Raw genomic sequence first — 21,682 nt, forward strand, 5'->3', positions numbered from 1 at the left:
ATCAACCGCAGCAGCAAACACCGGCTCATCAGCCAACAACCGACGACCCATACCCGCCCAATGCGAACCCTGACCCGAAAACACGAACACCGTGCCTCGGCCCGGCAGCACCGCAGCGGGTTCCACCACGCCCGGCGCGGATTCACCGGCGGCCAACGCGGTAAGTCCGGCGATGGCCTGTTCGCGATCGCGGGCCGCGACGGTGGCGAATTTCTGATGCCGGGTGCGGTGGTGGTTGAGCGCGTGGGCGATGTCGCCCAAGGTCGCCTCGGCGCCGTCGGTCTGCATCCACGCCGCCAGCGCACCCGCGGTGGCCGCGATCCGCGCCGGAGACTTACCCGACACCAGCAAGGTGCTCACCACCGGCTCCGGAAGAACCTCAGCCGCAACCGCTTCGGTGACCGGGGCCTGCTCGACGATCACATGCGCATTGGTGCCCGACACCCCGAACGAGGACACCCCCGCCCGACGCGGACGCGACACCGCAGGCCAGTCCATCGACTGCCCGGCGACCACGAAATTCCAAGCTCCGACACCGGCGTTGGGGGTCAGTTGCGAGAAGTTCAGGTGCCGCGGGATGAACCCGTGCTGCACCGACAACACCGTCTTGATGAAACCCGCCACACCGGAAGCAGATTCCAGGTGACCCAGATTGGTCTTCACCGAACCCAACACCAACGGCGCCGAACCACCCCGCTCACCGAACACCGCCGACAAGGCATCCAACTCAATCGGATCACCCAACGCCGTCCCGGTACCATGCGCCTCGACATAATCCACATCGCCCGGCTCCAACCGGGCCGACGCCAACGCCGCCCGCACCACCTTCTGCTGCGCCGGACCCGACGGCACCGTCTGACCCGACGACGGCCCATCCTGATTCACCGCCGAACCCGACACCACCGCCAGAACCCGATCACCATCACGCTGGGCATCCGACAAACGCTTGAGCACCACCACCCCAGCGCCTTCGCCGCGGACGTAGCCGTCGGCAGCAGCATCAAATGTCTTGCACTGCCCGTCCGGGGCCAACATCCCCCACCGCGACGTCGCAATGCTGTTCTGCGGGGTCAACATCAGGTTCACCCCGGCCGCCAACGCCTGATCCGACTCCCGGCGCCGCAAACTCGCACACGCCAGATGAATCGACACCAACGACGACGAACACGCCGTATCCACCATCATCGCCGGACCATGCACACCCAGGAAATACGACAACCGACCCGCCGCAAAATTAGGAGCATTACCGAAAGCCAGGTAGGGGTCGGTGTCGCGCACCCCGAGCAGCTCGGTGGCGATCAGTGCGTAGTCGTTGGTGGTCAGGCCGACGAAAACACCGGTCTGGGTACCCCGAATAGCCTCGCGGGTGATCCCGGCGTTCTCCAGTGCCTCCCAGGTGACCTCCATCAGCAACCGCTGCTGAGGATCCATCGCATCGGCCTCACGCGGCGAAATACCAAAAAACTCCGCATCAAACTCAGCAGGCTGCCACGACGACAAAAACCCACCCTCACGCGAACAAATCGTCCCCGGCACCGAATGATCCGACGAGAAAAACGCATCGGCATCCCACCGATCCGCCGGCACCCGAACAATGCCCGAACCCTCATCACACAACAACTGCCAAAAAGCCGCCGGCCCATCAACGCCACCGGGAAGGCGACAACCCATACCCACCACCGCGATCGGCTCGGTATCACCGGCCTCAGCAACCGCCAAACGCTCGGTCAGATCATCGATCTTGCGCAGCGCATCAGCAAAAATCGCCCGACGGTCCGGCCCCCCGGCCGGTGTAACACTCTTCTCGCTCAACTCAACCTCCCCGAAAGCCGCGCGAGCAGCTCGTCACCTTTCATACAGACCGAGCGGAAGCATCCAGCCGGTCGAATCCGTCACGTTGGTAGATCTCTACGCAGCTGGAGCGGCGGATCTTGCCGCTCGTCGTGATCGGGATGGCGCCCTGGGGCACCAGCACCAGATCACCGACCGCCAGGCCGTGCGCCTTGGACAGCGCCGCCGCGACCTTCCGCCTCACCTCGTGCAGCCTGTCCTGGATCTCCGCGTCCGACCCGCCCTTGTTCTTGAACTCGGCGATGGTGACGAGCTGCTCAGAACGGCTGTCGGCGATCGAGACGGCCGCGACACGCCCGCCGGTGATCTCCTGAATGGTGGCCTCGATGTCGTCCGGGTAGTGGTTGCGACCGTCGACGATCAGCAGGTCCTTGATCCGGCCGACGATGTAGAGCTCGCCGTCGGAGATGACTCCGAGGTCGCCGGTCTTGAGCCACGGCCCCTGCGGGGTTCCGGGCGACGGGTCGACGAGCTTGCCGCCGAAGGTGGCCTCGGTGGCCTGCTGGTTGTGCCAATAGCCGGCGGTGACGTTGGTTCCGTGGGCCCAGATCTCGCCGACCTGACCCTCGGGGTTCTCCCGCTGGGTGTCCGGGTCGACGACGCGCACGGTGCAGGCACGCGGCACGCCGCAGCTGACCAGCTCGACGCCGCCCTCGGGCCCGGCCAACTCCGCGGTACCGTTCGCGAGCTTGGTGTAGTCGAAACGCGCGGTGGGCGGCGGGGTGCCGGGGGTGTTCGACGTCAGGTACACGGTGGCCTCGGCCAGCCCGTAGCCGGGGCGCAGGGCCGCCGGGTTGAGGTTGAACTTGGAGAACCGGTCGACGAGCCGCCGCAGCGTCGCGGCGTGCACACGCTCCGCGCCGAACGCGTAGGTGTGAACGCGGCTCAGGTCGAGGCCGGCCATGTCCTCGTCGGAGGTGCGCCGGACAGCCAGCTCGTAGGCGAAGTTCGGCCCACCGGTGTAAGCGTTGGGGTAGCTGGCCACCAGCTGCATCCAGCGGGCCGGCTTGGCCAGGAAGGCCATCGGGCTGAAGACCACCGCCTGGTGGCCGCCCACCAGCGGGAAGATGATGCCGCACATCAGGCCCAGGTCGTGGTAGAAGGGCAGCCACACCACCAGCGTGGTGTCGGCCGGCACCGTCTTGCCGACGTTCTCAAACGTGTCGTCGATCATCTGCTGCATGTTCACGATCGCGTTCTGGTGCCCGACCATCACGCCGGCCGGGGTCCGGGTCGAGCCGGAGGTGTACTGCAGGAACGCCGTCTTGGTGTGGGCGGTGGCCGTGGGTGCCGCGATCGGCTCGGAGTCGAGGTCCAGAGCGTCCACCTCGATCACCACGGGGGGCTTGCCCGGCAGGTCGTTGATCGAGCTGGCGAGGTCGCCGACGGCGGCCGTGGTGGTCAGGATCGCGGCCGGCTGGCAGTCGCGCAGGGCCGCGGACACCCGCTCGTCATGCACACCGAACATCGGCACCGGCAGCGGGACGGCGATCATTCCCGCCTCCAAGGCGCCGTAAAACCCGATGATGTATTCCATGCTCTGCGGGGCCAGCAGCGCCACCCGGTCACCTGGGGATGCGCAGGTCGCCAGCTCCGCGGCCACCACCTGCGCCCGGTTGCGCAGCTGCGACCAGGTCACGGTGTCGCGGTAGCCCTCCGGGTCGACGTCGAAGTCGATGAAGGTATATGCGGGGTCGTTCGGCTTCTCTTGGGCCCGATGCGCCAGCAGGGTCGGGATGTGCGTGTGAGTGACCGGCATTGCGTTGTCTTCTCCTTGTGCTGTCAGGTCCTCTGAAGACCTCACGTGCTGAGTAGTTCGGCCCCGTCACGAGCCCGGCGGGTGCGGCCACCGGTGACGGTCTTGCTGCGCGGCCCTGCACAGCGGAGTTATGCGGTTGGATTGGCGGCATCGGGACACTTCCCTCACGGGATCAGGCCTTGTGGGCATCACTTAGCGTGCTGCCGGCTGAGAAACCTCAACCTCACCGTCGGCCGGTAATGCGCCTTACCGAAAGTCGGGGCCCTGTGCATCCGTGCGCCGAGATCGCGCAGCCGAAGCGGGCGGTGCGGATTGAATCGACCATTGACACGGGTACCCCTTCTGGAGATTGTGGAACCGACGTCAAAACTCCTCGGACCCCGACATCCCAGGTGTTTCCCTCCCGCGGAGGCTACCACGTAGGCCCTGCTGACAGGGAATTTACGGCCTACGTACAGCCCCTTTAGGGCAGATCGGGCATTGTAGCGCAAGAAACGTGTGTGACGCCAGTGACGGCCGTTTCAGCGGCAGTGCTGGGTGATCTTGTTCTCGATATCGCCGACCAGTTCCGGCAAGTGGTCACTGAGGTAGAAGTGATGACCCGGCGCGGTGAACATCCGGATACCGAACTCCGCGGTGGTCCGCTCGGCCCACGGCGCCACCTTCTCCGCGGTGGCGACGTCGTCGTCGTCGCCGTGGTAGGCGAAGATCGGGCAGGACACCCGGGCCTCGGGCGGGCAGTCGTAGTTCGCAATGGCCTTCAGGCCCCGCAGCGTGGGCAGGATCTTGGCTGCGAACTCCTCGTTCTGCAGGAACTCCGGGTTCACCCCGGTCATCTGGCTGACCGCCTCGAGAAGACCGCGATCAGAGTCACCGATGTTGTCATATCCCGCGCGACCCGGCGCTCCCGCCCCGGACACGAACAACGCCGCGATCGGCTGGCCGTCCGCCTCGAACCGGCGGGCCACTTCGAAGGCCAGCAGTGCGCCCATGCTGTGGCCGAAGAAAGCCACCGGGGCGTCGCCGGCCTGCGGCGGGGGCACCATGGTGCAGACCCGGTCGGCCAGGTCTTCGATGCTGGTGAACGCTCCCAGGTCGTGGCTGCCGCCCTTGCCCGGATACTGCACGCCGACGCGTTTGACGTCGGTGGTGAACGTCTTGGAGAAGGGAACGTAGAACTGCGGCGACCCGCCGGCGTGCGGGAAGATATAGAGCTTCGTCGTTCGGTCAGTCACCCGGGACACCCTAGTGGTCGTGCGGCCACTAACCGAGCGCGGCGTCCAGCTCGACGAACGGCGATCCCAGCTGCGGGATCGGAACCAGCTCATTGCCCCGGGCCCGGTTGATGGCTTGGCGGATCAGCGCGGCCGTGCCGACGAATCCGGCGTGGTCGAGCGCTACGAACGGGGTCAGCAGCCGGTTGTGCACGAACCCGAACGCCAGGCCCGAGTCCGGGTCGGCCCAGCCCAGTGATCCACCCAACCCCACGTGACCGAATCCGGGCAGCACCGATCCGAACGGAACCGCGTGATAGCCCTGGTGGAATGCCAGCGGGATCCCGACGGTGCGGTCCCACTCCAGGGTGTGCGGGCCGGGCAGGCCGGCCACCAGGCCGGCGGACAGGAACCGGGTGCCGTCGATCTGCCCGCCGTTGGCCAGTGCGCCGTAGAGCCGCGCCAGCCCGCGGGCGGTGAACACACCGTTGATGGCGGCGGCCTCGGTGTCCAGAAACGGGGTATCGCCGCGCATGGTGTCCATCACACCGGGGAAATAGAACGCGCCCAGTCCCCCGAACGGGAGCAGCGAGGCGGCCTTGGGCAACAGGTAGTCGACGATCCGGTACCGCCGCCCACGCTGCGGCATGACGATCTCGGCGGCGACGGTCGGCGCACCGGCCGGTGGCCGCCCCAGGTGCAGGCCGTCGGTGTTCAGCGGTGCGGCCAACTCGGTGCGGAACAGCTGTCGCATGCCCAGGCCGGTGACGGCGCGGGCCAGGCCCGACAGCAACCAGCCGTAGGTCATCGCGTGGTAGGCGGGTTTGCCGAGCTCCGGTCCGGGAGGCGCGGCGGCCATCCGTGCTTCCATCGTGAGGTGATCGAGCATGTCGGCCCGCTCGGCACCGCGCAGGTGAGTCAGTCCGGCCCGGTGCGCCAGCAGTTGCCGGACGGTGATGGCGGCTTTGCCTGCGGCACCGAACTCAGGCCAGTAGTGGGCCACCGGGGTGTCGTAGTCGATGAGTCCCCGGTCCACCAGCCGGTGGATGACCGTGGACGCCGCGCCCTTGGTCGCCGAGAACGTCATGGCCCCGGTGTTCTCCGACCATGGCACGGTGCCGGCCCGGTCCGACCAGCCGGTCCATACGTCGACCAGCGGCCGGCCGTGTTGGTAGACCGTCAGGGCGCCGCCGCCCCAGCGCCGGCCGGGGAACATGGCGGCGAAGGCGCGCACCACGCAGGCGAAATTCGGGTCAGCCGCACCGTGCACATGCGCCGGAAGCGCCTCGCGGCCGAATTCCAGGGCGTTGGTCATGGCTGGCAATCTACCGGACAGCCATACCGTAAGCGCTTCGGCAGGCGTTATTGCCAGATGGTGGCGAGGATCTGCTGGGCGGCCAGCGCAGGCGTCAGTTCCCCGCTGCGCACCTGCTGCTCGACCGCGGCGCGGACCTCGCGCACCGCCGGGTCCGACAGGGCGCGCTCCAACACGGCGTCGGCCACCAGCTGGCGGGTCCACTCCACCTGCTGGGCGCGGCGGCGGGTTTCGAACTCACCGGCATCGATCAATGTCTGCCGATGCCGTTCGATGGTGTCCCACAGTTCCGGCAGCCCGGTGCCCTCAACCGCGCTCATCGTCAAAACCGGTGGCCGCCAGAGTGTTTCCCGAGGGTAGATCAGCCGGATCGCGGACGACAGCTCACGAGCCGCCATCCGCGCCTCGGCCAGATGCTCGCCGTCGGCCTTGTTGACCACCACGATGTCGGCCAGTTCCAGCACACCCTTTTTGATGCCCTGCAATTGGTCGCCGGTGCGAGCCAACGTCAAGAACACGAAGGTGTCGACCATGTTGGCCACGGTCACCTCGGACTGGCCGACGCCGACGGTCTCGATCAGGATCACGTCGAAGCCCGCCGCCTCCAGCAGCACCACGGTCTCGCGTGTCGCCTTGGCTACTCCGCCCAGGGTGCCCGACGTCGGCGACGGCCGGATGTAGGCGCTGTCGTGGGTGGCCAGCCGCTGCATGCGGGTCTTGTCCCCCAGGATCGATCCGCCGGTACGGGTCGAGGACGGGTCGACGGCCAGCACGGCCACCCGGTGCCCGCGCTCGACGAGCAGCATCCCGAGTGCCTCGATGCTGGTCGACTTACCCACCCCGGGAACGCCCGTGATACCGATCCGTCGGGCGCCGCCGGCGGCCGGCAACAGCGCCAGCAGCAGTTCCTGAGCGGCTCTGCGGTGGTCGGGGCGGGTGGATTCGACCAGGGTGATGGCCCGCGGCAGAACCGAACGATCACCGGCGCGGATCGCCGCCGCCAGTTCGGCGACGGTGCCTCCAGGGTCGGCCGCCATCTATTTCGGGTCTGCAGCGGCCTCGGCGAGGTCGTACCCCCGCCGCGACGCCAGCGTCCGCAACAGGTCGGCCGCGGCGTCGGCGATCACCGTGCCTGGCGGGAAGATCGCGGTGGCCCCGGCGGCATAGAGCTCGTCGAAGTCGCCCGGTGGGATCACACCGCCGACCACGACCATGATGTCGGGGCGGCCCACCGCGGCCAACGCGTCGCGCAGCGCCGGAACCAGCGTCAGATGCCCGGCCGCCAGCGACGACACCCCGACCACGTGCACGTCGTTGTCGGCGGCCTGACGGGCCACCTCGTCGGGAGTGGAGAACAGGGCGCCCACGTCGACGTCGAAGCCGATGTCGGCGAACGCGGTGGCGATCACCTTCTGGCCCCGGTCGTGCCCGTCCTGGCCCATCTTGGCGACCAGGATGCGGGGCCGGCGGCCGTCGGCCTCGGCGAACCTCTCCACCAGGGCGGTTGCGTTGGAAAGTGGGCTGATGTTGCCTCCTCCCGTTGAGCCGCCCACCTCGTCACGGTAGACGCCGGAGATCGTACGAATCTCGGCCTGATGGCGACCGTAGACCTTCTCCAGCGCATCGGAGATCTCTCCGAGGGTGGCGTGGGCCCGGGCGGCGTTGATAGCCAGCGCCAGCAGGTTGTTGCCCAGACCGTCCTCTCCAGCAGGACCGCTGGCGCCGGCCGCTCGGGTCAACTCGGCCAGCGAGGCCTGGCAGGCCGCCTCGTCGCGGTCGGCCCGCAACTGCTCGAGTTTGGCCAGCTGCTCGGCGCGCACCCGGCTGTTCTCGACCTTGAGCACCTCGATCTCTTGGTCCTCGGCGACCTGGTACTTGTTGACGCCGATCAGCGGCTGGCGTCCGGAGTCGATCCGGGCCTGGGTGCGCGCGGCGGCCTCCTCGATGCGCAGCTTCGGGATGCCCTCGTTGATGGCCTGCGCCATTCCGCCGTGTGCCTTGACCTCTTCGATGTGGGCGCGGGCGCGCTGCGCGAGCTGATGGGTCAGCCACTCCACGTAGTAGGAGCCGGCCCACGGGTCGATCGGGCGGGTGGTGCCCGATTCCTGTTGCAGCAGCAGCTGGGTGTTGCGGGCGATGCGAGCCGAAAAGTCGGTGGGCAGCGCAAGCGCCTCGTCGAGGGCGTTGGTGTGCAGCGACTGGGTGTGACCCTGGGTTGCGGCCATCGCCTCGATGCAGGTGCGGGCCACGTTGTTGTAGACGTCCTGGGCGGTCAGCGACCAGCCGGAGGTCTGCGAATGGGTGCGCAGCGACAGCGATTTCGAACTCTTGGGACTGAATTCACCGACCAGCTCACTCCACAGCAGCCGGCCCGCGCGCAGCTTGGCCACCTCCATGAAGAAGTTCATCCCGATGCCCCAGAAGAACGACAACCGGGGCGCGAACTTGTCGATGTCCAGACCCGCGTCCAGGCCGGCCTTGATGTAGTCCACCCCGTCGGCCAGCGTGTACGCCAGCTCCAGATCCGCTGTGGCACCGGCCTCTTGGATGTGGTATCCGGAGATCGAGATCGAGTTGAACTTGGGCATCTTGGCGCTGGTGTAGGCGAAGATATCGGAGATGATCCGCATCGACGGCTTCGGCGGATAGATGTAGGTGTTGCGGACCATGAACTCTTTGAGGATGTCGTTCTGGATGGTCCCGGCCAGCTTCTCCGGCGGCACCCCCTGCTCCTCGGCCGCGACCACGTACAGGGCCAGGATCGGCAGCACGGCACCGTTCATCGTCATCGAGACACTGACCGCGCTCAGGTCGATCCCGTCGAACAGCTGACGCATGTCCAGGATGGAATCGATTGCCACACCAGCCATTCCGACGTCACCCTGCACCCGGGGATGGTCGGAGTCGTAACCACGGTGAGTGGCCAGGTCGAACGCGACCGACAGGCCCTTCTGCCCGGCGGCCAGGTTGCGGCGGTAGAAGGCGTTGGAGTCCGCGGCGGTGGAGAACCCGGCGTACTGGCGGATGGTCCACGGCTGGTTGACGTACATGGTCGGGTACGGGCCCCGCAGGAACGGCGGATCACCCGGGAAACTGTTCAGCGGGTAGCCGTCGGCGGCCACGGCGGCGCGGTCGGCGGCGGTGTAGACCGGTTTGACCGCAATACCTTCCGGTGTCTCCCAGTCCAACTGCTCGGGGGTGTAGCCGTGGGCGGCCGCGGCCACCGCCACGTGTTCGGCGACATCGGCCGCGGTGACGGCTTCGGCACGGCGGTCACCGAGTTCGACGCCGGCGAAGCTGCCGATGGTGGGGCGTGAGGTGCTGGTGGTCATGGCTGTCAGGCCCCCAATCGAGTCAGTAGATCCGACAACGCCTGCACCGCATCGATTTTCATGGTCAGGTAGTCGTCTGGGCGCGGATCGTCCTCGGAGTTGCCGGCCAGCGCCGTCGCCGGGCCGGCCAGATAGACCCGGGCGACGCCGGCGGCGCGGGCCGCCCCGATCACCTCGGCCGCCTCGGTCGCGTAGCGCGTATCGGTGCCGCACAGCACCGCCGCCACCGGCGTTCCGGCCGCGGCGACCGCGGCGGCCACCCCGTCGGCGTCCAGCGGCCCCGGGTTGACTGCGTCGATCCCGCCGGAGGCCAGCAGGTTGGCGGCGAACGTGGTCCGGATGTTGTGTTCGGCCAGCGGGCCCACCGGCAGCAGCAGCACCTGTGGGCGGACCCCGGTTCGGGCCAGGTAGGCGTCGGACCGATCCCGTAGCGCCTCGAATTGCGCGGCGTAGCGCCGCAATCCCGGTGTGCCGAGCTCCGCGGAGGTCACTGCGGTCGGCGGCAACGCCGGCTCGGCCAGGTTCGGGTACTCGTTGACCCCGGTGATCGCGGTGCGCCGGTGCGCGACGTCGTCGGCCCGCGCGGCGGCCGAGGCGTCGACCAGCTCGGTGAAGTAGCCCAGTGCGGCATCGAATCCGCCTTCGGCTGAACGCGTTTCGGCCTGCTGGAAGTGGCGCCAGGCGTGTTGTGCCAGCTGGTCGGTGAGGTCTTCGACGAACCACGACCCACCGGCCGGGTCCAGTACCCGGCCCAGGTGGGACTCCTCCAGCAGCAGCAGCTGGGTGTTGCGTGCGATGCGGCGGGCGAAGCCGGCCGAGGTCCCGGGTTGGCCCCCGGCGATGACCACGTCGAACGGCCGCACCAATACGGTGTCCGCACCGCCGACGCCGGCGCCGAAGGCAGCCAGCGTGGTACGCAGCATGTTCACCCAAGGGTCGCGTTGGGTCATCATGACCAGCGACGTCTCGGCGTGCACCACGGCCGCGCCGGATTCCGGCTCACCGGCCACCTCGCTGACCCGCGCCCAGAGCCGGCGCATGGCCCGGATCTTGGCGATGGTGGTGAACTGATCGTCGTCGGCGGCCAGCCGGAAACTGATCTGGCGCAGCGCTTCCGCCGTCGGCAGTCCGGCGTCGGTCAGCAACCGCAGGTAGGCCACCCCGGTGGCCAGGGCTGCCGCGAGCTCGCCGGCCGCATCAGCACCGAGGTTGTGGAACACCGGGCCGTTGACCGCGATCGACCGCACGCCCCGATGGCAGGCGGCGCGCGATGCCACCGTTATCACCTCGTCGATCGGCGGCGACGCGAGCTGCGCCAGCGGCGCGCTCAGCGGATCGGCACCCAGATCCACCGACAGCCCGGCGCGGTTGTCCGGATCCAGAGCGTCGACCAGCGCCAGCATGGTCTCAGCGGCCGCCGAGTAGTCACCCGCCCCGGCACCGTCGAGCAACACCGGCACCAGGTCCAGGTAGACGCCGTCGAACACTCGGCCCAGTTCAGCGGCCGCCACCCCGGCCGGTCCGACCCGCACCGTCAGTGCGCTGGATCCGTCGCCGAGCGCGCTCAGCACGGCGCCGTTGACGTCGGTTCCGGATCGCTCGGCGCCCGCCCCGGGGAATGCCTCGGCGACCTTCCAGCCGCTGTTGACGTCGCGCAGCCCGTCGGCTCCGCGCAGGAAGGGCCAGTGGCCCGGCAGCGGCGGCTCGGGCAGTTCGTCCAACGCGGTGTAGAGCGCGCGGATCGTCAAACCCTCCGGCCCCGCCCCACCAGCTATGGGTGTGTCCAGCAGGCGCTCCGGCTCGCCGCCGGTGTCGCGTTCGATGTCCGCCGCTTCGCGGCGCGAGCTCTTCGCCAACACCCCGGCCACCCCGGCACGCCAGCGGGCGCGGGACTGCTCGAGTTCGGCGGATACCTCTACTGACACCGGTGACTCCTGAAGTTACTCGCGAGTAGCACATGGATCGCTACCCGACATGTGTTAACCAGGCTAAATGATGCCGACCGGCGGTCGCTGCGGAGGTGCGCCGAGCGGCGAAACGCCGGGTGTGTGCGGCGGTCCCGAAGCCTGCCGTTCACGTTGGGCCCGTAGTCTCGGGCGGCGTGACCACCGCTCCTCGCCGTGAGATCGCCCGGCCGCTGCGTGCCGTGCTCTCGGCGACCATCGCCACGGCACGCCAGGTTCCGGTGTGGCGCCTGGCGGTGACGACGGCGGCGGTGGCGATCGTGGCCGCGGTGGCCCTGCTGGTGCATGTGCCCACCGCTGTGCAACTGCGTGACTGGGCGCAGGAGTTGGGCCCGTGGTTCCCGCTGGCGTTCTTGGGCGCCCACGCCGCCATCACGGTGTTCCCGTTCCCGCGCACCGCCTTCACGCTGGCCGCCGGGCTGCTGTTCGGGCCGATGCTGGGCGTGGTGCTCGCGGTGGTGGCCAGCACGCTGAGCGCGGTTACGGTGTTGGTGATGATGCGGGTGTTCGGTTGGCAGCTGAGCCGCTGGGTGGGGCACCCCAAGGTGAGCGCGCTCGATGCGCGGCTGCGCCGGCGCGGTTCGCCCGCGGTGATCTCGCTGCGGTTGATTCCGGCCATCCCGTTCTCGGTGATCAACTACGCCGCCGGGGCGTCGGCGATCCGGCTGCTGCCCTACTCCGCCGCCACCCTGATCGGGCTGTTGCCGGGCACCGTGGCGGTCGTGGTGCTCGGCGATGGGCTCACCGGAGATGTCAGCCCGATGCTCCTGCTTGTGTCGGCGTGCACCGCGGCCGTCGGGGTGGCGCTGCTGGTCTATGAGGTGCGTATCCACCGCCGGCGCCCGGCCACGACGACCGACGCGTCTCCACAGTCTGAACGGGGCTTTCGCAGCGTGCCCTTGTCAAGCGACTAAACAAACGATCTATCGCGGCGGGCTCGGCGAAGGCGCCGCGGAATAGGGAGGCAGGCATGCCGCGCACACAACCCTGGTACGTCACTTCAGCGGCGGGGCTGCTGCGGTCACGCCGGCTGGTGCGAATGCCGATCTGGCTGTACAGGTTTCGCCTCGGCGCACTGGTCGGTCCGCGGATGCTGATGCTCGAACACACCGGACGCACATCCGGTGCGGCACGCTACGTCGTACTGGAGGTGCTGGATCACGCCGCACCGGAGCGCTACCTGGTGGCCTCCGGCTTCGGCGAAAAAGCCCAGTGGTTCCGTAATATTCGGGCCAATCCGCGGGTCCGGGTCTGGGCCGGATCGCACGCCCCCGCACCGGCCACCGCCCGCGTCCTCGACCAGGCCGAAGCCGACCGAAGCCTGGCCGAATACATCGGTGCGCATCCACGTGCCTGGGCGCGGTTCAAGGCCGTCCTGGAGGACACCCTCGGCGCCGAGATCACCGAGACCGACAACCCGCTGCCGTTGGTCGAGCTGCGCCTGGATCAGAACTGCACCTGAGGCGGGCCCTGCTGGCCCTGCGGGGCCTGGTAGAACGGTCGCTGGCCCACGCCGGCCAGGCCGGTGAACAACAGCCACGGCACAGTGACCACCCGCTGATTCAGCTCAGCCGCGGCGTCGTTGTAGTACTGGCGAGCGAACGCCAGCTGGTTCTCGGTGTCGGCGAGTTGGTCCTGCAGCTGCAGGAAGTTCGCCGACGCCTTCAGGTCGGGGTAGTTCTCAGCCACCGCGAGCACCCCGCCGATCGCCCGGTCCAGCCGCGCCTGGGCCTGAGCCCTGTCCTGCACCGTTCCCGCCTCGGCGGCACGAGTCACCCCGGTGCGGGCCGCGGTGACCTCTTCGAAGATCTTCTGCTCATGTGCCGCATACCCTTTGACGGTATTGACCAGGTTGGGCACCAGCTCGGCACGGCGGGTCAACTGGACGTCGATACCGCCCAGCGCCTCACGAGCCTTGACGTCGAGACGGCGCAGCAGGTTGAACGCGGTGACACCGAACCCGGCCAACGCAACCAGCACAACCACCACGACAACGACGACAACGGTGCTGCTCATCGGCGAACCTCCTTCTGTTGATGTTGTTGACGCCTCACCAGGTACCTCCCCCGCCTCCGCCGCCACCACCCCAGCTGCCACCACCGCTGCTGAAACCAGAGCCGCCCGAACTCGACGACGAGCTCTGCGAACTGCGATAGGCGCTGATCGAGGAGGCCACCGCGGCATCGAAGCCGCGGGGACCGCCTGCCGAGTACAGCGTGGCCGGACTTCCGGCCGATGACACCGGGTACCACCCCGGGTTGGGTGGCTCGGTGCCAGTCGCGGTCCGGTACTTCGCCGCCCAGCGGTCGGCGACCCCGAACGCTGCCGCATAGGGGATGTAGGCGATGAACAGGTCCTTGCGGGCGGCGTAGTCGAATCTGTCCTCGCTGGACGGGGTGGACAGCAGCCGCTCGAATCCTGCTGCCCGTGACCACATCCGACGGCCCGGCAGGGTGCGCCGGGTGCCCACCCCTGCGGCGAGCAGCCCGATGCCGGCGATGACGAACGCGGCGAACGGCACGCCCCACATGGTGAGTGTGAAGAATCCGCAGAACGCCGCGATGGCCGCGATCATCGACAGGCCCACCGCGATCTGGCCGATCTTCTCCAGCCTGTCGTTGACCATCAGACCCTGGGTCATCGCCCAGTCCGCGCAGCTCGACTTCAGCTCGGCGGTAGCTGTCGTGAGCTTCTCCCCCGCTTTCACGCCCCCGCCGGCATGAAACACCGCGCCGGCGGTGGTGACCCCGAGTGCCTCACCGACCTTCCGGCTGACCGGATCCAGGGCCGCCCACCGCTCGGGTGTGCCTGTTGCGGTGATGGTCCAGCGCTTTGCACCGCCGGTCAGCCGCACCACACCCCGCTCTGCCAGATAGAGCAGCGTGGACACCAGGGCGTGGTCGCCCACCGTCTCGGTCACGATGTAGACGGTCTGCACCGGCCCGAGCCCCTCGGGTGGCACATACATCACCGGGTGGCCGGGCTGGGGCTCACGGGCCCGGCGGGTCCACACATGTCCGGCCACCGCGGCGAGCACCGACAGCAGCGCCATCACCGCGACGGCCGGCAGGGAGCGGCCGAGGATCTTGTCATAGCGCACCGGCCAGGGCAGGGTCGCCCGGTCGGGCAATGGGACCTGCAGGTCGACGCGGACGGTAACCGGGTTCTGCGCCGGCAGGTTCGCGGCCGTCACCGTGATGCGGTCGGTGCCGGCGCCGTCGATCCGGCACGGTGTCGCACCACTGTCGTCGGCCGCGCACTGCACCAGACCAGACGAACCCGGCAACTCGATGAGCGTCCGGGCGTTGTCGATGCGCATCGCCCAGAATCCGACCGCGTTGTAGTAGAACGTCGCCGACGGCGCGACCGCGTTCGTGCCGGCCCGGCTGGTGAACTCACCCAGGCCGGTGGGTGGCGCCACCAGCACACCGTCGATGGCATAGCTGATCGAGTAGGCGTGTACGCCGGGGCTCACAGTGAAATCCGGGTCGCCGATCTGGGCGACGAACACCGTGCGGGCGTCTCGCCAGGAGTAGCTGACCGGGACTGGCCCGCCATCCAGGGTGATCGAGGAGACGCGGGGAATCAGCCGGGCGCGCGGGCCGGTCGGATCGGCCACCGGGAAGAAGCGGAAGATGCCGTGCCGAGAGTCGGGCAGCCGCACCGTCAACACCTCGGTCGCCGACAGGCGCCCGTCGGCGTCGATCCGATAGGTCGCGGTGTAGTCGGTGATCGTCGACTCGGGGTCGACGGCCCGGCCGTGTGGATCCGAAGCCACTGTGGTCACGAACACCTGATGCAGCAGTGGCCATGACACGCCCAGCGCGGCCAGCACGACGAACACCATCGCGACGGCTCGTTGTCGGTGTTCGCGGGCCACCGGAGCTCTCCTCCCGTTTGAGGATCGATGCGCGATTCTCACACACCTTGTCCGATTAGGCGGCGATGGCCGGAAATCGCTTTCCGGCAAACAACACAAAACATTGGACAATCCGGCAACAATTTGGTTTAAAAACATCCTTCAATATCGGGTTACGCACTGGTAGCCCGTTAACCTCATCTCAGTGCCATGTGCCGGCACAGCAAAAATTTGACAAGCGCTTTACGGATGAAGGGAGCGGATCAATGGCTGATCGGAACGCCTCGGTGCGCAAGTATTTGACCGAAATGATCGGCACGTTCATTTTCGTGTTCGCGGTAATCGGTATCCTCCTCAGCGGTACGGAATGCGTCGCCGCCATCTCGGTGGGCATCGGTGCCGCATTGATGGTGATGGTGTATGCCAGCGGGCACATTTCGGGTGGGCATCTCAACCCGGCGGTTTCGATCGCCGCGTATTTGCGGGGCGCCCTTCCCATGAGTGATCTCGGGCCCTACATCGTCGCTCAGCTGGTCGGTGCCCTCGCTGCCTTCGGAGTGGGGTTCGGGCTGTGGCACGACAAGTATTCGCCCGGAGCGCTGGATCTGACCGGTTCCGTCTGGCCGGCGCTGCTGGCCGAGCTGGTCTTCACGTTCGCGCTGTGTTACATCGTGTTGCACACCGCAACCAGCAAGGACAGTGCCGGCAACAGCTTCTACGGCCTGGCGATCGGCTTCATCGTGACCGTCGGCGTGGTGGCCGTCGGTGGCATCTCCGGCGCTTCGTTCAACCCTGCCATCACGTTCGGCCTGATGCTGTCGGGGATCTTCGCCTGGAAGTTCCTCTGGGTCTACCTGGTGGCGCAGGTACTCGGCGGGGCCGTGGCCGCCTACGCCTACAAGGCGACCAATCTCGACGAGCACACGGCCGCGCGCAAGGGCTAAGACGCCGAACCCGGGGCCCGCTCACCGCCTGGCGCGGGGTGCGGGCCCCGGGCTGTCATGACGGCGAAAACACCCAACAGCACCACCGGCGGAATGATGTTGGCCAGCTGATTGCGCACCCGCACATGGATCCCGAGGGCCACGGCGAAGTACAGGGTCAACAGCCCGGTGGTGAGCCGGGCGACCGCCGGATAGCGGAACACCGAAGCCAGGCCCAGCGCGGCGGCCGCCTTGACCACCGGGACCGCCGGACGGATCCGGGCCGGCACCCGCATGGCGTCCATATTAGCCGCGACATAGGGCACCGGAATCGCCGTCGCCACCGCGTCACCGGCCAGGAACGCCGCCAGCGCCGCATACGTCGGCCGCGCGGTCAGAACATTCACGCGGGGCCCGCATCGAGCTGCGGCGGCAGCATGGTCCCCTCGACCGGCTTGCGCGCGTCGGCCTCCGCTTTGGCCACCGCCTGAGCGATCGCCGGATCGGTCTGGGTGGTGAACCAGTCGGCGACCTCGTCACTGTCGTCGGCGGCCCGGTGTCGGGGCTCGTCGTCGGGCGACGGCTGGTAGCGGAACACACCGTCCTCGCCGGGGGCGCCGAGCAGTTTGGTGAAGCCCTGCAGCGCGGTGCCGAAATCGCTGGGCACCACCCACACCTTGTTGGCCTCGCCCCGAGCCATCTCCGGCAGCACCTGCAGGTACTGGTAGGCCAGCAGCTCGGGGGTGGGCCGGGCGGCCTTGATCGCCGCGAACGTCTTCTCGATTGCCTTGGCCTCACCCTGGGCCTGCAGGTAGGCGGCGGCCCGCTCACCCTGGGCCCGCAGCATCGTCGACTGCCGATCGGCTTCGGCAGCCAGAATCGCCGCCTGCTTGGCGCCCTCAGCGGTCAGGATCTCGGACTGCTTCTGGCCCTCGGCCTGCTTGATGGCGGCCTCGCGCTGTCCCTCGGCGGTCAGGATCATCGCCCGCTTCTCGCGGTCGGCCTTCATCTGCTTCTCCATCGACGCCTGGATCGACGGCGGCGGGTCGATGCTGCGCAGCTCCACCCGAGCCACCCGCAGGCCCCAGCGGCCGGTCGCCTCGTCGAGCACACCGCGCAACTGGCTGTTGATCACCTCGCGCGAGGTCAGGGTCTGCTCCAGGGTCATGCCGCCGACCACGTTGCGCAGCGTGGTGGTGGTCAGCTGCTCCACACCGACGATGTAGTTGCTGATCTCATAGACCGCGGCCTTGGGGTTGGTGACCTGGAAATACACGACGGTGTCGATGTTCAGCGTCAGGTTGTCCTCGGTGATCACCGGCTGGGGTGGGAAGGACACCACCCGCTCGCGCAGGTCGATACGTGCCCGAACACGGTCGATGAAGGGCACCAACAGAGTCAGCTGGCCGCTGACGGTACGGCTGTAGCGGCCCAGCCGCTCGATCACGGCTGCCTCGGCCTGCGGGATCAGCGCCACCGATTTGGCGACGACGATCACTCCGAACAGGACCAGTACGGCCAGCAACACCAGGCCGGTGGTCACACCTTCCATGAACTACTCCCTCTGCTCCTAAAGGACCCTGCTGACCACGGCCGTGGCTCCGTCGATGTGCATCACCGTGACATGTTCACCCGGTTCGAAGACCTCGCCGTCGGCGAGCGGCCGCGCCGTCCACACCTCACCGTCGAGCTTGACCCGGCCGCTGTGCTGCTCGACGCGGTCGAGCACCAGGGCGGTCTTGCCCTGCAGCGCCAGCACGCCGGTCTCGGCGCCCAGGCTGGACAGCAGCCGCCGGCGCACGGGGGGACGCACCAGCGCCAGCAGCAGCACCGAGACCACCAGGAACACCGCGCCGTCGGCCCAGATCGGCCACCCGATCAGCCAACTGGTCAGCGCCGCCGACAGCGCGCCGCCGGACAGCATCACCAGGAACAGGTCGCCGGTGAGTGCTTCGGCCCCCGCGAGCCCGAGCGCGAAGACCAACCAGATCAGGGCCGTGGGCATGCCGTCAGGATAGCCGCTGGACCGCATACACTGCGTCCATCATGTGGTGCCCCAGTGTTTCCCTGTCGGTATGGGCCAACGCCTGGCTTGCGGGCCAGGCGGCGCCCGACGATGTCCTGGACGCGCTATCCGCTTGGGCACCAGCGCAATCGGTCTACGCCTATGACTCCGTGGCCGCCGGCAGTTCGGGGCTGCCCTGGCCCGATGTCACCGAATCCGGGACGACGTCGTTGCTGCAGACGCTGCGCACCGCGGCCGGTGGGCGCACCGAGCCGACGATCAGCGTGGTGCTGCCGGTCCCCGGCGACGTGCGCGGTCTGCCGGCCGGAACCCAATTCGCGCAGGATGCGGTGGCGGCGGGCGAAGCGATCGTGGTCTCCGGTCCGCGCGGTGACGCGATCGGGATGGTTCCCGAGTATGACGAATCCGAGGCACTGTCCTGGATCGTGTACGCCCTGCCGGGGGTCCCGGCCGCCGAGCAGCACGATCTCGGTGACGCCGAATTCTCGTTGCGTTCGGCGGTGCGAACGGCCGCCGAAGCCTTGGGCTCCGCGGGTTCGCGTTGGGCCGACTACGGCGTCGAGGATCCCCGCCTGCAGGTCGAGCAGATGATGGAAGCCTTTGCCCTGCACCGTATTCCCGATCATGCGCCGACCCGCGCGGTGCGTGTCCTGCACAGCGCCGCCCACGTCGAGGCGATCATCACGGTCAGCGCCGAGCTGTTGACGGCCGGCGCGCAGTCATCGGCGGCGGTGCAGCGGGCCGTCGACGCGGTACAGCCGCTGTCGACCGTGGTGCGCTCGGCGCGCAGCGCCGCGGTGACCGCGATCCTGCACTCGGCCTGGCGCGACTAGCGCGACGGCGGCGCCACGGCCGCGACGCAGTGCGACGACCCGCACGGCGCCCCGTTGACGCCGAATCCACAGCCCAGTTCACGCGCAGGCGCGCCACCGTCGCGCAGCTCGTCGATCAGCCCGCGGGCCAGCCTGGCCAGCCGCCGGTCGGCATTCGGAGTTGTCGCCCGCGCGTAGCCGATACCGGCCGCCTGCGCCTGGTCGCGCACTTCGCTGTCGAGATCCCAGATCACCTCGATGTTGTCGCTGAGGAAGCCGATCGGGCACACGATCACCGCGGGCACGCGCGCGTCGGCCAGCCCGCTCAGATGGGCTTCGACGTCGGGTTGCAGCCACGGCACCTGCGGTGGGCCCGAACGCGACTGCCACACCTGGTCGTAGTCGGCGTAGCCCGCCGTGGCCGCGACCAGGGCGGTCGCCGCGGCGACCTGGCGGCTGTAGAGCTTCGGGCCGTAGCGTTCGTCGGCGGCCACCGGGATCGAATGCGCGGTGAACACCAGCCGGGCTTCGTCGCGCAGGCCGGGGGGCAGGGTGTCGGCGGCGGTGGCGATGGCCTCGGCGAACATCTCCACGAACAACGGATGGTCGAAGTACTGGCGCAGTTTCACCAGTTCCGGTGCCCGGTCCCCCACCTTCCGCCGCGCCCGGGCGATGTCTTGCGAGTATTGATCGCAGCCGGAGTACCCACCCCAGGCCGACGTCGGGAACACCGCGGCGCGGCGGATTCCGTCGGCTGCCATCTGTGCGACCACGTCCTCGACGTAGGGCTCCCAGTTGCGGTTGCCGAAATAGACCGGCAGGTCCGGTAATTCGGCCTGCAGCTGTTCAGCAAGTGCCCGGTTGATAGCGTTGATCGGCGACACCCCGCCGAAGTGCAGGTAGTGCTCGGCGACCGCATCCAGGCGTTCCGGTGGGATACCGCGCCCCCGGGTGACGTTCTCCAGGAACGGCCGAACCTGCTCGGGTCCTTCGGGTCCCCCGAAGGACAGCAGCAGGACGGCCTGAAGTTCCATCTAGAGCAGCTGGGTGTGCGCACCGCCGTCGGCGTAGACGACCGTTCCGGTGGTGGACGGCAGCCAGTCGGACATCAGCGCGCAGACGGTCTTGGCCACCGGCGTCGGGTCCTTCATGTCCCAGCCGATCGGGGCCCGCTGGTCCCAGCCCTCTTCGAGCAGCCGGATCTGCTCGCCGGCCCCCTCACCGAGTGCGCCGCCGACTATCGCGCTCATCGCCAGGGTCCGGATCGGACCGGCCGCAACAAGATTCGACCGCACACCGACCTTGCCGGCTTCGCGCGCCACAAACCGGTTCACCGACTCCAGGGCGCTCTTGGCCACGGTCATCCAGTTGTAGGCGGGCATGGCGCGGGTCGGGTCGAAGTCCATGCCGACGATGCCGCCGCCGGGGTTCATGATCGGCAGCACCGCTTTGGCCAGCGACGCATAGGAATACGCCGAGATGTGGATGCCCTTGGCGACATCCTCGTAGGGTGCGTCGAAGAACGGGTTGATTCCCATGCCGGTCTGCGGCATGAAGCCGATCGAGTGCACCACGCCGTCGAGCTTGTTGCCCTCGCCGATCACCTCGGTGACACGCTCGGCCAACGAGCCCAGGTGTTCTTCGTTCTGCACGTCGAGCTCCAGCAGCGGCGCCGGTTCCGGCAACCGGTCGATGATGCGCTGGATCAGCCGCAGCCGGTCGAAGCCGGTGCACACCAGTTGCGCGCCGGCCTCCTGGGCCACCTTGGCGATGTGGAACGCGATCGACGAGTCGGTGATGATCCCGGTGACCAGGATGCGTTTGCCTTCGAGAATGCCTGTCATTTCAGTCCTTTACCTTTAGTGGCCCATGCCCATGCCGCCGTCGACGGGGATGACTGCGCCGGCGATGTAGGCCGCGTCCTCCGACGCCAGGAAGCTCACCGCACCGGCGACCTCCTCAGCGGTGCCGACCCGCTTGGCCGGGATGAACTCCAGCGCACCCTCCTGGATGCGCTCGTCGAGGGCCCGGGTCATCTCGGTGTCGATGTAGCCGGGTGCGACGACGTTGGCGGTGACACCGGCCTTGGACAGCTCACGGGAGATCGAGCGGGCCATACCGATCAGACCCGCCTTGGCCGCGGCGTAGTTGGCCTGGTTGCCGATGCCCCACATGCCCGAGACCGATCCGATGTAGATGATCCGGCCGAAACGCTTGCGCTGCATGCTGCGCGACGCCCGTTGGGTCACCCGGAACGCGCCGGTGAGGTTGGCGTTGATGACCTCTTCGAAGCGCTCCTCGGTCATCCGCATCAGGAACGCGTCCTTGGAGATGCCGGCGTTGGCCACCAGCACCTCCACCGGCCCCTGGTGTTCCTCGACCTCTCTGAAGGCGCGGTCGACGGCGTCGTTGTCGGTGACATCGCACACCACCCCGAACAGGCCCTCGGGTGCGCCGGAACCGCGGTGGGTCACCGCCACCTTGTGGCCGTCGGCGGCCAGACGCTGGGCGATCGCCAGCCCGATGCCCCGGTTTCCACCGGTGACAAGGACCGAACGCGAGACGAAGGGAGGTTTGCCTGCGGGAGTTTCGCTGTCTGTCACCCGGCCAACTTATCGTCTGCGACG

19 protein-coding genes are annotated in these 21,682 nt (G+C 68.2%); 4 read left to right on the forward strand and 15 right to left on the reverse strand.

Annotated features, from left to right (window positions below; all coding sequences use genetic code 11):
* From K6T84_RS09535 to mutA, 7 genes are all read right to left on the reverse strand, one after another.
* Window positions 1-1,812 (reverse strand): type I polyketide synthase (locus K6T84_RS09535; RefSeq protein ID WP_329786672.1); only part of this gene is annotated, 1,812 nt, incomplete at its 3' end.
* 40 nt (window positions 1,813-1,852) lie between these two features.
* The gene (locus K6T84_RS09540; protein WP_224860505.1) at window positions 1,853-3,610 is read right to left on the reverse strand and encodes an AMP-binding protein; all 1,758 of its coding nucleotides are present in this window, start codon (window positions 3,608-3,610) and stop codon (window positions 1,853-1,855) included.
* A 521-nt stretch (window positions 3,611-4,131) separates the two neighbouring features.
* Window positions 4,132-4,845, reverse strand: a complete 714-nt coding sequence (locus tag K6T84_RS09545) for a thioesterase II family protein (RefSeq protein ID WP_224860507.1) — start codon at window positions 4,843-4,845, stop codon at window positions 4,132-4,134.
* Between the two features lie 28 nt (window positions 4,846-4,873).
* Entirely contained in the window at window positions 4,874-6,139 is a 1,266-nt protein-coding gene (gene lipL, locus K6T84_RS09550) for an esterase/beta-lactamase LipL (RefSeq protein WP_224860509.1), read from the reverse strand.
* A 47-nt stretch (window positions 6,140-6,186) separates the two neighbouring features.
* Window positions 6,187-7,176 carry a methylmalonyl Co-A mutase-associated GTPase MeaB gene (gene meaB / locus K6T84_RS09555; RefSeq protein ID WP_225396294.1) on the reverse strand — a complete coding sequence of 330 codons (990 nt, stop codon included), beginning with the start codon at window positions 7,174-7,176 and terminating at the stop codon, window positions 6,187-6,189.
* Window positions 7,177-9,471, reverse strand: coding sequence for a methylmalonyl-CoA mutase (gene scpA / locus K6T84_RS09560; RefSeq protein ID WP_225400139.1), 2,295 nt, complete (start codon window positions 9,469-9,471; stop codon window positions 7,177-7,179).
* Between the two features lie 5 nt (window positions 9,472-9,476).
* Entirely contained in the window at window positions 9,477-11,396 is a 1,920-nt protein-coding gene (mutA, locus tag K6T84_RS09565; RefSeq protein WP_225400140.1) for a methylmalonyl-CoA mutase small subunit, read from the reverse strand.
* A 176-nt stretch (window positions 11,397-11,572) separates the two neighbouring features.
* Here mutA and K6T84_RS09570 point away from each other — a divergent pair, with 176 nt between their 5' ends.
* A complete protein-coding gene (locus K6T84_RS09570; protein ID WP_225400141.1) occupies window positions 11,573-12,349 on the forward strand; it encodes a TVP38/TMEM64 family protein in 777 nt (258 codons plus the stop codon).
* Window positions 12,350-12,405: 56 nt separating this feature from the next.
* A complete protein-coding gene (locus K6T84_RS09575; RefSeq protein ID WP_225396298.1) occupies window positions 12,406-12,897 on the forward strand; it encodes a nitroreductase family deazaflavin-dependent oxidoreductase in 492 nt (163 codons plus the stop codon).
* Here the strand turns inward: K6T84_RS09575 and K6T84_RS09580 are convergent.
* Together K6T84_RS09580 and K6T84_RS09585 are read right to left on the reverse strand one after the other, a co-directional pair.
* Entirely contained in the window at window positions 12,882-13,451 is a 570-nt protein-coding gene (locus K6T84_RS09580) for a LemA family protein (protein WP_225396299.1), read from the reverse strand. The genes K6T84_RS09575 and K6T84_RS09580 overlap by 16 nt on opposite strands.
* A 34-nt stretch (window positions 13,452-13,485) precedes the next feature.
* On the reverse strand, window positions 13,486-15,315 hold the full coding sequence (locus K6T84_RS09585; RefSeq protein WP_225400142.1) for a DUF2207 domain-containing protein: 1,830 nt from the start codon (window positions 15,313-15,315) through the stop codon (window positions 13,486-13,488).
* 65 nt (window positions 15,316-15,380) lie between these two features.
* Here K6T84_RS09585 and K6T84_RS09590 point away from each other — a divergent pair, with 65 nt between their 5' ends.
* Window positions 15,381-16,238 (forward strand): MIP/aquaporin family protein, encoded by an 858-nt coding sequence (locus K6T84_RS09590; RefSeq protein ID WP_224860526.1) that lies wholly within the window; start codon window positions 15,381-15,383, stop codon window positions 16,236-16,238.
* On the opposite strand, the gene K6T84_RS09595 is transcribed toward K6T84_RS09590, so the two are convergent.
* The 3 genes from K6T84_RS09595 to K6T84_RS09605 are packed head-to-tail and all read right to left on the reverse strand — an operon-like array spanning window position 16,235 to window position 18,222.
* Window positions 16,235-16,624 carry a DoxX family protein gene (locus K6T84_RS09595; RefSeq protein WP_224860528.1) on the reverse strand — a complete coding sequence of 130 codons (390 nt, stop codon included), beginning with the start codon at window positions 16,622-16,624 and terminating at the stop codon, window positions 16,235-16,237. The genes K6T84_RS09590 and K6T84_RS09595 overlap by 4 nt on opposite strands.
* Window positions 16,621-17,769 carry an SPFH domain-containing protein gene (locus K6T84_RS09600; RefSeq protein ID WP_224860530.1) on the reverse strand — a complete coding sequence of 383 codons (1,149 nt, stop codon included), beginning with the start codon at window positions 17,767-17,769 and terminating at the stop codon, window positions 16,621-16,623. The genes K6T84_RS09595 and K6T84_RS09600 overlap by 4 nt, the downstream gene beginning before the upstream one ends.
* 18 nt (window positions 17,770-17,787) lie before the next feature.
* Window positions 17,788-18,222 (reverse strand): NfeD family protein, encoded by a 435-nt coding sequence (locus K6T84_RS09605; protein WP_224860532.1) that lies wholly within the window; start codon window positions 18,220-18,222, stop codon window positions 17,788-17,790.
* A 41-nt stretch (window positions 18,223-18,263) separates the two neighbouring features.
* On the opposite strand from K6T84_RS09605, the gene K6T84_RS09610 reads away from it, so the two are divergent.
* Window positions 18,264-19,076 carry an Rv1486c family protein gene (locus K6T84_RS09610; protein WP_225396301.1) on the forward strand — a complete coding sequence of 271 codons (813 nt, stop codon included), beginning with the start codon at window positions 18,264-18,266 and terminating at the stop codon, window positions 19,074-19,076.
* On the opposite strand, the gene K6T84_RS09615 is transcribed toward K6T84_RS09610, so the two are convergent.
* The 3 genes from K6T84_RS09615 to fabG1 are packed head-to-tail and all read right to left on the reverse strand — an operon-like array spanning window position 19,073 to window position 21,658.
* Complete coding sequence (locus K6T84_RS09615; RefSeq protein WP_225400143.1) at window positions 19,073-20,089, reverse strand: ferrochelatase; 1,017 nt, start codon at window positions 20,087-20,089, stop codon at window positions 19,073-19,075. The genes K6T84_RS09610 and K6T84_RS09615 overlap by 4 nt on opposite strands.
* A complete protein-coding gene (gene inhA, locus K6T84_RS09620) occupies window positions 20,090-20,899 on the reverse strand; it encodes an NADH-dependent enoyl-ACP reductase InhA (protein WP_224860538.1) in 810 nt (269 codons plus the stop codon).
* 15 nt (window positions 20,900-20,914) lie between these two features.
* On the reverse strand, window positions 20,915-21,658 hold the full coding sequence (gene fabG1 / locus K6T84_RS09625; protein ID WP_225400144.1) for a 3-oxoacyl-ACP reductase FabG1: 744 nt from the start codon (window positions 21,656-21,658) through the stop codon (window positions 20,915-20,917).
* Window positions 21,659-21,682: the final 24 nt, after the last annotated feature.

Origin of the sequence: Mycobacterium zoologicum (genome assembly GCF_020181635.2) — a bacterium.
In the GTDB taxonomy this organism is placed as follows: domain Bacteria; phylum Actinomycetota; class Actinomycetes; order Mycobacteriales; family Mycobacteriaceae; genus Mycobacterium; species Mycobacterium zoologicum.

What these genes read in the sequence shown, in the direction of transcription:
- K6T84_RS09540 (WP_224860505.1), bottom strand. Translation starts at nt 3,610, where the DNA reads ATGCCGGTCACTCACACGCACATCCCGACCCTGCTGGCGCATCGGGCC.
- lipL (WP_224860509.1), bottom strand. Translation starts at nt 6,139, where the DNA reads ATGACCAACGCCCTGGAATTCGGCCGCGAGGCGCTTCCGGCGCATGTG.
- meaB (WP_225396294.1), bottom strand. Translation starts at nt 7,176, where the DNA reads ATGGCGGCCGACCCTGGAGGCACCGTCGCCGAACTGGCGGCGGCGATC.
- scpA (WP_225400139.1), bottom strand. Translation starts at nt 9,471, where the DNA reads ATGACCACCAGCACCTCACGCCCCACCATCGGCAGCTTCGCCGGCGTC.
- K6T84_RS09575 (WP_225396298.1), top strand. Translation starts at nt 12,406, where the DNA reads ATGCCGCGCACACAACCCTGGTACGTCACTTCAGCGGCGGGGCTGCTG.
- K6T84_RS09580 (WP_225396299.1), bottom strand. Translation starts at nt 13,451, where the DNA reads ATGAGCAGCACCGTTGTCGTCGTTGTCGTGGTGGTTGTGCTGGTTGCG.
- K6T84_RS09590 (WP_224860526.1), top strand. Translation starts at nt 15,381, where the DNA reads ATGGCCGGAAATCGCTTTCCGGCAAACAACACAAAACATTGGACAATC.
- K6T84_RS09600 (WP_224860530.1), bottom strand. Translation starts at nt 17,769, where the DNA reads ATGGAAGGTGTGACCACCGGCCTGGTGTTGCTGGCCGTACTGGTCCTG.
- K6T84_RS09605 (WP_224860532.1), bottom strand. Translation starts at nt 18,222, where the DNA reads ATGCCCACGGCCCTGATCTGGTTGGTCTTCGCGCTCGGGCTCGCGGGG.
- K6T84_RS09610 (WP_225396301.1), top strand. Translation starts at nt 18,264, where the DNA reads ATGTGGTGCCCCAGTGTTTCCCTGTCGGTATGGGCCAACGCCTGGCTT.
- K6T84_RS09615 (WP_225400143.1), bottom strand. Translation starts at nt 20,089, where the DNA reads ATGGAACTTCAGGCCGTCCTGCTGCTGTCCTTCGGGGGACCCGAAGGA.
- inhA (WP_224860538.1), bottom strand. Translation starts at nt 20,899, where the DNA reads ATGACAGGCATTCTCGAAGGCAAACGCATCCTGGTCACCGGGATCATC.